Origin of the sequence: Bacteroides sp. OF03-11BH, assembly GCF_003604005.1 — a bacterium.
Taxonomy (GTDB): Bacteria; Bacteroidota; Bacteroidia; order Bacteroidales; family Bacteroidaceae; genus Bacteroides; species Bacteroides ovatus.
Map to the genome: position 1 here is coordinate 1 of NZ_QTMW01000017.1, position 12,759 is coordinate 12,759.

Consider the following 12,759-nt stretch of genomic DNA (forward strand, 5'->3'; position numbering starts at 1 on the left):
CACCAAATTTGACGAAGAACCGTTTTTCAACTTTATAGTAGGAAAAACTTTCATTCATTTCCGTACCGTATTGTGAATACTACTAAAAAACACCTAGCAGTTTAAGCAGATGTACTTGGTTAACTATATACATCTTGAGAATGTAAAATATTTGCAGAAACGACTTAATGCAGGATCCGATGAAGAAAATAGCAGTAAAACACTGATATAAACCGGTTCTTCTTGGTAGAAAACGTACGAAAAGTGCCAGAAATAAGCAATCACCTTTACTACAGCATTAGCGTAGTGAGGGTGATTTCAACTTATTCTCTCTCACATCTTTCCTTGAAACTGTTAAATATAACTACAAATAATTTTTAAATATCTTATCTATTATACTTTTCTGAAGCATCACTTCCATAACAGGTGTTTCTCTATCATATTTATAATATCTCTTATCTTTACGCACATAAATATATCTAATATACTCATAACCTGTAGCACACCATTCCTCAATATCAAATCTAATATCATCATATTCGAAAGGAAGCACTAATCTATTATTTATATCAACAGCTCCATATTTACTATCCTTAGTTACTATTACAACATCTTTAGTTACATAATCCAAACTATCATATTCTGTAGGAAGTAATACTTTACCGATATAATCAATAATTCCCACTTTTTTATCTTTCACAACATAATGCGCGGAAGGCCCATATTCCCACCATGAAGAAATCGAATCATACTCGCAGGGAATTAGCTGCTCACCATCCTTCATCACCACTCCCACCTTATCCTGCCTCTTCACTACAAGGCTTTTTCAGCCAAGACCAAATTAAAGTCATCATCAGCTGAAATTTCCTGTAATTTTCCAAAGCCGAAAATAGTATCTCCTTTATTATCCAGCCAAGCATAACCACGTTCACCACACAAAATAACGCCCCATTTCCCTTCCTGAATATATATGATATCGTTCTCTTCTTGTGCATATCCTATAGAAGATACTAATAAAGAGAATAAAAGTAAAATATAAGTTTTAACTATGTGTTCCATGATATCAGAATTACAACCATCATAATATTCTCAAATATAACGGATATAATTCTGATACACAATAATTCTTCTAACAAATAACAATTCTATTTCTCATCATCAAATGAGTGGCTCTAGAATCACCTTTATCAACTTTTCACGTTGCTTATACCACATGATATACGACTTCATGCGCTTCCGCCAGTTGAGGAACCTCCAGTTTATCCAACATTTTATCTAAAACAGATTCAGGAAGTGCATATTCCCTGCTTTTATTTTGTTGACGCCAAATGTGGTATGGTTGTTCCAGATAGACTATCTTTACTTTTGCACCATAATCAACAAACAAATCAATCAATTGAGCACGCATCTGACGAGTTATGTTAGTAGCATTCCAAACAAACTCCTGACCTTTGCGGAGATACGTTCTGGCTTCCTCTTTCGCTGTTTGCACTACCCATCCATTCGCAGACTTATCCGTAGGACTCAATTTGTGTTTTCGACGAATGACGTCCAAACTCACCACAGGAACATCTATGCCAGCAGATTGAATATAATAATCCTTCCCCATTCCCGGAAGTCCTGACAACATCGTCACTTCACATTTAAACTGTTCGTGAGGGACATAATCGATATAACTGTCTTCAGTATGGAAGTAATGAAAACGTGCATAATCAGTGGCAAATTCTCTTGGTTTCTTCCAACAATCCTGTTCACGGCAGAAAATCTCAAACAGTTCCAGTGCTTCCAGCAGTTCATTCTTATCTTCACAAATGCGTCCTCTGATATCAGCATCGGCCAACATCTTTAGCAATGAAGTATCTACCCGTAAAGAAGCTTCACAGAGTTTCTTCACAGAGTCAGGCTTCTCCATCAGCCAAACAGGTAATCCATGGTACCGGACTAAAGATGCAATCTGTTCCCGGATATGGAATGGAGCAGGACAATCCCGGTATAAAATAGTGCGGACAGTGTACTCTCCTTTTCTGGCATGTCCTTTAGCAGATACCCGCCCCTCTCCTTCATCCACGGAAGTTGAACGTTTTTCAACATCATGCAACAAGGCAGATGTCCAAATAAGTTCTTTCTCCAAAGTAGAAAGAGAATGATAAGCGGAAGACTGCTGCAATGCCTCCAACACCATACGGGTATGTTCGGCTACACTGCCCTCGGCATGATAACGAATATCCTGCTGAACAGTATTCATTTCGCGCACCCACTCGAACTGTTGTTCGAGTGAGCACCACGATTTATCTTCTATCAATTTCCAATTCATCTTTATTCCTCCTTTTCATTATTAAATTCCCAAACAAGCGGGGCACGCTTCCAGTTACGTGTCCAATGCTCGTCTGTTTTAACATGTCCTTTCCGCACATACTTAAATACATTATGTGCAAATTCGCTTACCAGATATTCTCCGACATTGCGGCTGACTACTCCCTCACGGGTACAAACCTCTTTCGTCCACGGATCACAAGAGCCGAAGATAGCCGGTTCTTGTGACATACGGATGATTTCCTGTTTTAATAGTTCCGGTGTCAAACCGGAAACAGACTCTATCTTCAACTCCGGAACAGTAGGAAAGTCGAATAAAGCTGCATAAAACTTTACTTCTTCCCACGACAGCCACTGATCCATACAGCGGACTGCAAAAACATAAAAATGCGTTTCTAATCGCTGATATTCTATGGAATGTACGGCATATAGATTCTCTCCAAAGATTTCTATATCACCCAAATCATTCTTTATCAATTCCCAACGCTCACGCAGTTGCCTCGTCCAAGGTGAAGTAGTAGGAGCAGCATGCGAACGGGCAAAAACACCCCACTGACTTAAACAATTATTCTCTCCATCCAGCTTCTCGGTATGCACCAATGTCCGAATCCGTTGGATGTCCTCCCAATACGTATGGTTAATCCGGTCGTCACTAGTCGTTCCGGGAGAGAACGGATAGTGATAAGTGCGACCATATTTCTCTGATATCATTTCTTTCTTTTTTTTAATTAAATACTAATTTCTTTCATCACATCACTCCTTATTCATTCGAACGATGCGAGGCATAAATTTACCCTGCACTTCCACCAGCGTTTCCTGTGTATACATCACTCTGTCAATATCCTTATATGCCAGTGGCATTTCTTCCACGCTCCCACCAATCAAAGTCACTCCCGCCTGCGACAGTAGTTTCTTCAAAGCCGATTGCGTAAAACTATCTTTTGCCTTCTGGCGGGACATCGCCCTGCCGGCTCCATGAGAAGCCGAATTTAAAGCAGCTTCCATCCCTTTGCCACAAACCAGATAACCTGCAGTAGCCATGCTACCGGGAATCAATCCCGCTTGTCCTTTCTGTGCCGGAGTAGCTCCTTTGCGATGCACGATTGCCATACGCCCCGGTGCTATTTCCTCTCTCCAAGCGAAGTTATGATGGTTGTTGACATTAGCGAGCGGCTTCAACCCTAATGCTTTCGCCAAATTCAAATGAATTCGCTCATGACAGGCACGGGCATAATCACCTGCCAGATTCATACTCATCCAATACTCCTGCCCCGCTTCAGTGTTTAAATCCAGCCAGGCAAAATGCTGTGCTTCACGGGGAAGCCTGCACACTTCACGTGCCAACAGGCTGTAATGTTTGGCAATGGCAGCTCCCAATCCTCGTGAACCGGAATGTGACAACAATGCCAGATAATTTCCTTCTGGAAGATTCAACACGTTATTTTCTTGCAGAGCGATCTCGCCGAACTCCACAAAATGATTGCCACCACCGGAACTCCCCAGTTGACGTACTGCCTTTCCATGCAAATCTCTCAACAAAGGCGTCAAACGGAATTCTTCCCTATCCAACACCTCATGTTCTTGCTCAAAACCCAATCCGCCATCCATACCGAAATGAGTGAAATCTTTCAAGGCTTCTTTCATCTGATAGGTATATCGTTTCAGGAAGTCGGCGCTGGCATCAAATACCGTCAGGCTCATCCGACAACCGATATCAACGCCTACGGCATACGGAATCACTACATTATCCGTAGCAAGCACTCCACCGATAGGTAACCCGTATCCGGCATGAGCGTCAGGCATCAATGCTCCGGCCACCGTTACAGGTAAGCGCATAGCCAGGTTCATCTGTTGTTTGGCAAGCGTTTCGATAAATTTACCTCCATAGGTTTTATACATCAACGGCTCATCCAATAAATCATAAGCTATAAACTCTTTCGCTATGATAGTAGGCGAAAGGCGTTCGGCCAGCTTATTCCAAATTTCATTATTTTTGTAAAATTCGGGATGCTCGAGTATATCGCTCAATGTCATTTCAATCTGTTCTTTAGTGTCGTATTTGCAATGTTTGCTCACAATGTCCACTACCAGACTACGGGCAACATTATCCCGGTATCCCAGTTTGCTTAAATCTTTTAATCGTATTCCCATACTCTTTTTTCGTTCGCATACAGCATTCCCTGTCGGCCTCACCGGCAGACAACAATGCAATACACGTGATACCAATGCTTTGGATATGGATATGAAATACCTCACCACCGCATTGAAGTGATTAATTTAAAATATAAAAAGTGATTGCAGGACTAATCAACGATTACCGCTTGTTAGTAGAATTGCGGTCAATATAAGAACCATAGGTTCAGTGTAAAAACAATAAGTTGCAAAGCCTCATCCTCTCGACGAGACAACTTAGTCCTAATTTGAAAATATTATAGCTCCAACATAATTAATACCCTTTCCATCTGTTTTTAAAGGGTGAATACTCATTTTATCGCGGCAAAAGTAGTGCTTATTTTTATTTCCTCCAAAGAATAATAGACAAATTTTAGCGTTCAGTAACTATCCGAGGGAAGTTTTGCCAAGAGTTTCTGTCAAATTGCTATTTTTTACTCCCTTTATATCCCCTATCTTTGCAACAGAGAAAACAAAAAGAAAGATAGTATATGAAACTAATGAAAGGTTTATTGAGTGCTTTTGCCGTTGTATTGGCAACCACAGCTTGTGCAGGCAACAGCGGAGAAAATAAAAAGAGTAATGAATCAACAAAGGAGGACAATAAAATGGAAGTAGTAGCATTAAATAAAGCAGATTTTTTAAAGAAAGTATATAATTATGAAGCCAATCCGAACGATTGGAAATTTGAGGGCAGCCGTCCTGCTATCGTAGATTTCTATGCTACCTGGTGTGGTCCATGTAAGGTGATGCACCCGATTCTGGAAGAACTGAGCAAAGAATATAGCGGTAAAGTAGATATCTATCAGATTGATGTGGACAAAGAACAAGATCTAGCAGCGGCATTCGGTATCCGCAGCATCCCTACCTTATTGATGATTCCGATGAAAGAGGAACCTAGAATCATGCAGGGAGCTATGCCCAAAGACCAGCTTAAAAAAGCAATTGATGAATTTCTTCTGAAACAAAATAACGAAGCAAAACAATAGACTTCGACTTTTTTCTCGTCATGGCAACTGCCCTCTATTCGTCTTTTGAAGATGGATAGAGGGCTAGTTTTAGTTAAACTCATTATAGTTTCCTCTGAACACCGTCGTCACCAACAACGTAATAAACTCCATTGTCTATCAATACAGCCCGTCCACGCTTTTTCTTCCGATTCTCCTTATTGTCAACATTGACAGCGATCACTTTACCATTATAAAAGGTTGAAATATCCTTAAAGATAGTGTGCCCCACAATGATATGTTTTATCATATAACGATCCAACATCATTTGTAAAGAGTCCTGTGCCAACGGTTTATATTGGGGATCTTTTCTCACCAGGCCGCGATACCAGATCGGACCGTCATTGCCATACAGAAAATCAGTCAGTGGAGAAAGTGCCTTACGCTCTTTTTTGCTCATGAAAAGTGCCCGGCTCATTTCCTCGTTCACAGTGGGGATATTCAAGTCCTTATCATAGAATAATTTTCCTAATCCGGCATGTACATATAAATCGGTTCCAATGATTTGCATTGTATTACGTGTTGCAAGCCAACGGCCCAATTCGGTATTTGTGCCGAATAATGAAGGATATTCCACTCCCAGTTTTTCTGCCAGCAGTTTATATTTATCTTTTGTATAGCGAAGATCGTTAGACAACACCAAAGCCTCATGGTTTCCCAAAAGGAAAGAGACATGACCTCCCGCTTTAACCGCTTCGTCTTCTAATTTATAGAACAGCCAGAAGATCTGCAGTACATCCTTACCACGGTCGAAAATATCTCCGATAATCACCAAATGATTACTACCGAAATTCCACTGATAGTTATCATTAATCACTCCGTTTCCTTGCAACAGGCTAATCACACAATCCAGCCGCCCATGAGGATCGGACATCACAAAAACTTTTTCCGGACGGGTATATTGCCACTCCGGTCTTTTCAATGGATGGAGTTTTACATCAAATGGATACCGTCCCTCATGATCCGTCACACGGAAACTGAAATCTTTAGGTAATGTCGCATAAGTCTTGTCTGTAATCCGTCCTTTCTTATTGACATTAATAACCCGTGTACTACCGTCTGCCTGATAGAGTATATAGGGTCCGTCACCAGACAATTTCTCTTTTTTCTCTTTCTTCTTATCTCCTGAATGATAAGTTCCGGCCTGAATGCCGGAACTTATTAAAACGAGAACAAGAGTAGAAAGAAATAATCTCAAAAAACGAGTGCTCATATTCTTTTCTTTCTTGAAATTTATTTTTTAATCGTTACTAATTCTCCTTCGTCATTGATGGCTTTAATATCATCTCCTTCAATAACCACGGCACGAGTCTCTTTTTCAAAAGCCTTGGGATGATTAACACAAATATCATATACCTTTTTATTATAGGTATACTTCACACGACTATTTTCCGTATGACCGATAATAATACGTTTGACATCATATTGAGCCAGAAGTTTATCTACATCCGCTTCCTTTATCGGACTGTACTCACTGCCAGTCTTAACCATTCCACGATACCACAACGGACCGTTATAACTATCACTATAAAGGAAATCGGCAATATCCGGATATTGTTTTTTCCGTTCCTCTTTTGAAAGGTAAATGCTCTTGCTCACCAGTTCATTGATTTCGGGAATCGTCTCTTCGCGTTCCATAAACACCTTACTCAATCCTGCATGAACATAAAGGTTTTCACCTACAATCTGAATGGTGTTTTTAGAACGCAGCCAGTTACCCATCACATTCGTCAGTCCCCACATCTTTCCATAGGTCATGTTCATCGCTCTTTGCGAAAGAGTGTTGTACTTGGCATACGTATATTTCAAGTTATCACGCATTATCATTTCTTCGTGATCCCCCAAGATGGTTGTCACTCTGCCACCAACAGCTTTCGCCTCAAATTCCAATTTGTATATGAGCCATAAAATAGGAAGTACGTCTGCTCCACGATCGAAAATATCACCATCAATCACCAAATGGTTACTGCCATATATCCATTCATATTTATCATTAATCACTTCCCCTGTTTTCAGAATAGCAGCAAACAAGTCGAAACGCCCGTGAAGGTCGGATACGGCAAATGTTTTAGCATACTCGGTACGGTCTTCCCATGCCGGACGTTCAAAATTCTCAATCTTATTAATGGGTACCTGAAAAAGGAGTTGATTATCATCCGAATACACATCCAGCTTCAATCCGGCTGGTAATCCGGATTCTTCACGAATGTTCAATGTATTCTCTTTAGTCACTTCCAGAATTTTAAGTTTACCGTTTTCATAGAAAAGGTAAGGGCCATCATTACGGAAATGAGTGATTTCAGCTATGTCCGGTCCCACGGGAGTCAGATCTTCCCCGCACGAATAAAAGGCCGTGATGAACAAACCCAAAAGGAAATAGATGCTATATATCTTTTTCATAATTTCTATACGTTAATGCGTTAATTAATGCAATTCATATTCTGGATTCTGAACCATATTCTCATTGTACTCCATTTCGTGGTTAGGAACAGGAAGAACGATTTTATAATAACTCCAATCAAACTCTACCGCTTCATTAGGAACTTCGCTCAAATAATCTTCACGTATCACTTTCTTGTTATTTCTAAGTAAATCAAAGAAACGTTGTCCCTCTCCCCAGAATTCAATGCGACGCTGTTCAAGCACCAGATCCAGATTTATATCTTCATCTGCCACAGCATCCAGATCCTTACCCGTACGTGCATAAATAGGTTTCAGATACTTGCGCGTATTAGGTATATCATTCCTCTTAATCGCAGCTTCAGCTGCATTCAGATAGAGTTCCGACAGACGGAAAACCGGGATATTGGCATCTTCATACGATTTAGAACCTTGTGCCGGATATTTCAAGCAATAAGGTTTACTGCTACTTGCCGTAGACACCATCTGACTACGAACATCATCGGAATTGTCTTTCATGTAGTCTTTCCAATACTTTTCGGTAGCTATCAGATTATATTTGGTGCTAAGATAACCAATGGATGATTTTCCCGGACTATCAGTTGTCAGATTCACAATTTCGAACAACAGTTCACTATTGAACGGAGTAGCCCATATCTTGGCATATTCATCATTGGTCCACAACTTATAGCCTTGTTTTTCCGCACCTTTGATAGCTTCGGCAGCCACATCGTATGCCTCTTTGTCATTCCCCATATAGAGATAAACCCGGCTTAATAATGTCATTGCCCCCCATTTATTGATCTTACCCTCTTTCTTTACCGGACGAAGCAGCTTCACCGCATCTGTCAGGTCGTCTGTGATGGCCTTATAACATTGGGCGGTCGTATTGCGGGAAGGTTTGATATTCTTATCTTCTACCACTTTATCAATAATGGGCACAGCCAGTGATGCCCCGTTATCTTTCAGATAAGGATACCCGTAAATACGTGTCATATCGAACAGCAACAAGGCACGTATTGCCAAAGCCTCTCCTTTCAAGTCATTATAATACTCCTGCTCTGTCAGCTTCTCCAGTTTCGGAGTTGTAATTTCCCGATCGGGAACAAGCTTTATCTTTTCAATATCCCGGAATAAAATGTTCAGGTTCTTACCAATACCGTAGTACATTCCCCAGAAACCACTAGGTCCATTCGTCTTATTGTACTTGAATGTATAGAAACTAACATTGGTGCTGGAAGACTTATAAGATTTCATATCATCTCCCCTCAAATCACCATAACAAAACATATCTGCTCCATAATAACTGGATGACTGCATACTGCTGTATGCACCGTTCAGCACAAATTCAAAATCTCTTAATTCGGTCAATGAACCATCAGTTTCTATAGCTGTGGAAGATTGCAAATCCAACCAATCATTTCCGCAACTACTCAATAAGGTTGCAAAGGCACCTAAAGCTATATATTTTATCTTTTTCATACTTATTCATTTATAGATTAATGCACTTAGAATTTCACTTCCAAACCGAATGTATAAGTTCTCATCGGAGGAGTATCCCAACTAGGTGATGAACCCGATTCGGGGTCAATATAATCGTATGCCGCCCAAGTTAACAGGTTATTGCCCGATGCATACAGACGTATATTGTCTATACCCACTTTCCGGGTCCATGTCTTCGGCAGTGTAAAGCCGAAAGTCAGATTCTTCAGACGAACATAATCTCCACTGTATAAACGACGTGTGGTAGCATAATCGGTCATGGAAATTGATCTACCGACTACAAAACGTTCAATACTCGTTTCATCACCCTCCTTCTGCCAACGTTTCCGGTAATAAATAGGAATATTCAGCGTTCCGTCGCCACCGTGTTCCAGTTTGCCTGCCGCGCCGTCATAGTTCCATGCCCCAAAAGAGAAATTCACGTTAAAATTCAGATCAAACCACTTATAAGAGATGCTGTTACCTAGTCCACCGGTGATAGTAGGATCGGCACATTGCAGTATCACTTTTTCCGCACTACGCGGATCTTTAGTAGTTTCTTTGTTCAGATTTCCGTTTTCATCCGTCGTATTCTTATAGAACATCGGTTCACCGTCTACCGGGTCGATGCCTGCAAATTCAATCATATAATAGGTAGAATAGGGCAAACCTACCTTATGAATAGATGTTCCGCTGGTTACTTGTTTCAAATCTCCGTCCAACTTCAGGATTTTATTGGCATTATGTCCCAGATTCAAACTAGTGCTCCAACGAAAATCTTTTGTCTCGATATTAGTTGAACGAATTTCCAATTCATATCCCTTGTTTTGTAATTTGCCTATGTTGGCAAGATAACTTGAGAAACCTGTTGCAAGAGATAATGGCCGGCTGTAAAGCAGATTTTTCGTTGTACGAACGTAATATTCAAATGTAACATTCAGTCTGTTGTCGAAGAATCCCAAGTCGATACCGGAGTTGAAGTTGTAGTTGGTTTCCCAAGTCAGTTCCTTGTTTTCCAGTTGCGACTGCGTGATACCCGGATTATCGTTATAATTACTAGTCAGACTGCTCAATCCCATATATCCATAATAAGAAGACGGCAGAGTTCCGTTCACACCGTAAGAAACTCTAAGTTTCAAGTCACTTAACCAGTTCTGAAGAGGTTTCATAAAACTCTCGCTACTCACTCTCCATGCACCGGACAATGACCAGAAATTTCCCCAACGATTCTCTCTTGCCAATCGCGAACTTCCGTCTGTTCTCCAACTCGCTCCCAGATAGTATTTGTTGTCATAATCATAGTTGGCACGTGTAATATAAGAGACAATACGCGTCGTACTGTTAGAACCTCCCATACTCTGATACACTACACCATTGTTGACTTCCGGCTTATCCCAGCGTGCAAAATTAGAGATAGTAGTTCCCAGTCCATCCGACTCCTTACTGTTGATTTCATAACCAACCAAAAGGTCCAGATTGTGTTTTTTCTTGATCTTTGTCTGATAAGTCAGAATATTAGACCATGTCATATTGGTAATATCATTATAATCTTTGCTGAAACGCCCGTTATCATCGTCACCGTCACTGGTACGCGGGTCTTTCCATGCACGAGACTTGTTCATCACAAAATCATAGCTGAATGTAGACGCAAACTTGATTCCTTTCCAAATATCGAATGATGCATATACGGTATTGAAAGAACGAGTCGCATATTCTCTCTTAAAATTATAAGAATTTGATAACATCGGATTACGGTCATCCAATTTGATTAATGCACGGTTCCAGGTGCCGTCTTCATTCCATATAGGGTCAGACGGTGTGGCTCCATTACGCGTACCGTAAATTGGAGAAGTATACGATGTCCCTTCCGAATAAGTATCCTGATTCACTTTGGAGAACTGTATCTTTGCACCGATATTCATCCATTTAGCCATTTGATAGTCTACATTCAAACGTGCAGAAATACGTTCCAGACCGGAGTTTATCGTAACACCATCCTGCTTCATATAGCCGATGGACGTATAGTATTTAATCTTTTCCTGTCCGCCGGAAGCTGAAAACTCGTAATTCTGGTGGCTACCGTTACGGAACAGATAATCATCCCAATTTACAAAACCACACCAAGGGATCGGTGCATACTGGTCAATATTCGAATCGGCATAAGCCCATGCTTCATTCTCGGTCATCCCCTGATGAAGTCCCACCTCATCATCGGTCTTACCGCTATAAGTTAAAGCATAATTTCGAAGCCCCTCATGGATCAGGTTACGACGTTCCTGTCCGCCCATCAATTCGCGGAAAGGCATGGCAAAATTAGAGAATCCCCAATCCGATTTCAATTTAAAGACCGGTTTACCTGCTTTTCCTTGTTTCGTAGTAATAATGACAACGCCATTCGCTGCACGTGAACCATAAAGTGAAGCAGCAGCGGCATCCTTGATAACAGTGATGCTTTCAATATCCGATGTATTCAAGGTAGACATTACATCCAAACCGGAATCACTACCAGATGCACCAATATTACCCGACAATACGGGAACACCATCCACTACATACAGCGGAGAATTGGAGGCATTGAACGAACCCATACCACGGATACGGATGGACGTTGACGAACCCGGTATACCCGAACCGGTATTTACGCTGACACCGGGAGCCGCCCCCTCCAACATCTGTTGGAAAGATACATTAGGCACATCTTTCACAGCATCTGTCTTTACGATACTGGCAGAACCTGCATAAGCCGATTTCTTGAAAGTACCATATCCCGTTACAATCACTTCATCCAACAAGTTATTATCCACTTTCAGGATTATGCTCATCGGCTTGCCTGGAGTTGCAACTACCTCCTGTGACGTATAACCGATATAAGAAACCATCAGAGTCACTTTCTTGTCTGTAACTTCCAGATGGAAATTACCGTCCATATCAGTCATCATACCGTTAGTTGTACCTTTCACGATGACATTAGCTCCGATTATCGGCTCTCCACTATCTTCAATTACTTTCCCTGTAATCGTATATTTCTCACGTGCAACAGTTTCCGTCCTAACGGGTTCAGCCTTACGGATGGCAATTACTCCATCATGAACCGTATAAGTCAGTCCGCTATTTCGCAGGCATTTGTTAAGCACTTCAGAAATCAGCTCATTCTTCACATCCAGATTTTCCACTCTGACTTTCTTTGCATCATTTGTGCTGTAGATAAAGGTAAAGTCCGTTTGTTTCTGAATTTCCCAAAGAACTTCATTCAGTGTTACATTTCTGAATTTGGCTGTAACCGTGGTCTGTGCGAATACAGATGCGCGCATCAGCCCTGAAGTCGTAATACAGAGAAAAAGGAACATCATACAAAGACGTTTTCCATATTTCCCAAATCTGGCAACATTACGTAGTTTTTCCATAA

Annotated in this window: 10 protein-coding genes; 1 reads left to right on the forward strand and 9 read right to left on the reverse strand. The window is 41.0% G+C overall.

The features are described from left to right. Positions 1-343: 343 nt before the first annotated feature. The 5 genes from DXA54_RS13955 to DXA54_RS13975 all read right to left on the reverse strand — a co-directional run bounded on the left by DXA54_RS13955 (position 344) and on the right by DXA54_RS13975 (position 4,443). Positions 344-793, reverse strand: coding sequence for a WG repeat-containing protein (locus DXA54_RS13955; protein WP_008648679.1), 450 nt, complete (start codon positions 791-793; stop codon positions 344-346). After that, positions 793-1,038: a hypothetical protein gene (locus DXA54_RS13960; protein WP_004300538.1), complete on the reverse strand. Its 246-nt coding sequence runs from the start codon at positions 1,036-1,038 to the stop codon at positions 793-795. The genes DXA54_RS13955 and DXA54_RS13960 overlap by 1 nt, the downstream gene beginning before the upstream one ends. A 145-nt stretch (positions 1,039-1,183) precedes the next feature. Beyond that, the gene (locus DXA54_RS13965) at positions 1,184-2,293 is read right to left on the reverse strand and encodes an AAA family ATPase (protein ID WP_004304138.1); all 1,110 of its coding nucleotides are present in this window, start codon (positions 2,291-2,293) and stop codon (positions 1,184-1,186) included. Between the two features lie 2 nt (positions 2,294-2,295). After that, complete coding sequence (locus DXA54_RS13970; protein ID WP_008648680.1) at positions 2,296-3,003, reverse strand: RNA ligase family protein; 708 nt, start codon at positions 3,001-3,003, stop codon at positions 2,296-2,298. Positions 3,004-3,045: 42 nt separating this feature from the next. Continuing rightward, positions 3,046-4,443, reverse strand: a complete 1,398-nt coding sequence (locus DXA54_RS13975; protein ID WP_008648681.1) for an RtcB family protein — start codon at positions 4,441-4,443, stop codon at positions 3,046-3,048. Between the two features lie 512 nt (positions 4,444-4,955). On the opposite strand from DXA54_RS13975, the gene trxA reads away from it, so the two are divergent. After that, entirely contained in the window at positions 4,956-5,453 is a 498-nt protein-coding gene (gene trxA / locus DXA54_RS13980; RefSeq protein WP_004304142.1) for a thioredoxin, read from the forward strand. A gap of 82 nt (positions 5,454-5,535) precedes the next feature. Here the strand turns inward: trxA and DXA54_RS13985 are convergent, their stop codons facing one another. The 4 genes from DXA54_RS13985 to DXA54_RS14000 are packed head-to-tail and all read right to left on the reverse strand — an operon-like array spanning position 5,536 to position 12,757. Continuing rightward, positions 5,536-6,684: a metallophosphoesterase gene (locus DXA54_RS13985; RefSeq protein ID WP_008648684.1), complete on the reverse strand. Its 1,149-nt coding sequence runs from the start codon at positions 6,682-6,684 to the stop codon at positions 5,536-5,538. 20 nt (positions 6,685-6,704) lie between these two features. Continuing rightward, the gene (locus DXA54_RS13990) at positions 6,705-7,871 is read right to left on the reverse strand and encodes a metallophosphoesterase (protein ID WP_120079775.1); all 1,167 of its coding nucleotides are present in this window, start codon (positions 7,869-7,871) and stop codon (positions 6,705-6,707) included. Between the two features lie 24 nt (positions 7,872-7,895). Then, positions 7,896-9,353 carry a RagB/SusD family nutrient uptake outer membrane protein gene (locus DXA54_RS13995; protein ID WP_008648686.1) on the reverse strand — a complete coding sequence of 486 codons (1,458 nt, stop codon included), beginning with the start codon at positions 9,351-9,353 and terminating at the stop codon, positions 7,896-7,898. 26 nt (positions 9,354-9,379) lie between these two features. Beyond that, on the reverse strand, positions 9,380-12,757 hold the full coding sequence (locus DXA54_RS14000) for a TonB-dependent receptor (protein WP_074557989.1): 3,378 nt from the start codon (positions 12,755-12,757) through the stop codon (positions 9,380-9,382). Positions 12,758-12,759 lie beyond the last annotated feature (2 nt).

Bases quoted from the DNA above. Each gene is read 5' to 3' on its own strand.
- DXA54_RS13960 (WP_004300538.1), bottom strand. From the start codon at position 1,038: ATGGAACACATAGTTAAAACTTATATTTTACTTTTATTCTCTTTATTA.
- DXA54_RS13965 (WP_004304138.1), bottom strand. From the start codon at position 2,293: ATGAATTGGAAATTGATAGAAGATAAATCGTGGTGCTCACTCGAACAA.
- DXA54_RS13970 (WP_008648680.1), bottom strand. From the start codon at position 3,003: ATGATATCAGAGAAATATGGTCGCACTTATCACTATCCGTTCTCTCCC.
- DXA54_RS13975 (WP_008648681.1), bottom strand. From the start codon at position 4,443: ATGGGAATACGATTAAAAGATTTAAGCAAACTGGGATACCGGGATAAT.
- trxA (WP_004304142.1), top strand. From the start codon at position 4,956: ATGAAACTAATGAAAGGTTTATTGAGTGCTTTTGCCGTTGTATTGGCA.
- DXA54_RS13985 (WP_008648684.1), bottom strand. From the start codon at position 6,684: ATGAGCACTCGTTTTTTGAGATTATTTCTTTCTACTCTTGTTCTCGTT.
- DXA54_RS13990 (WP_120079775.1), bottom strand. From the start codon at position 7,871: ATGAAAAAGATATATAGCATCTATTTCCTTTTGGGTTTGTTCATCACG.
- DXA54_RS13995 (WP_008648686.1), bottom strand. From the start codon at position 9,353: ATGAAAAAGATAAAATATATAGCTTTAGGTGCCTTTGCAACCTTATTG.
- DXA54_RS14000 (WP_074557989.1), bottom strand. From the start codon at position 12,757: ATGGAAAAACTACGTAATGTTGCCAGATTTGGGAAATATGGAAAACGT.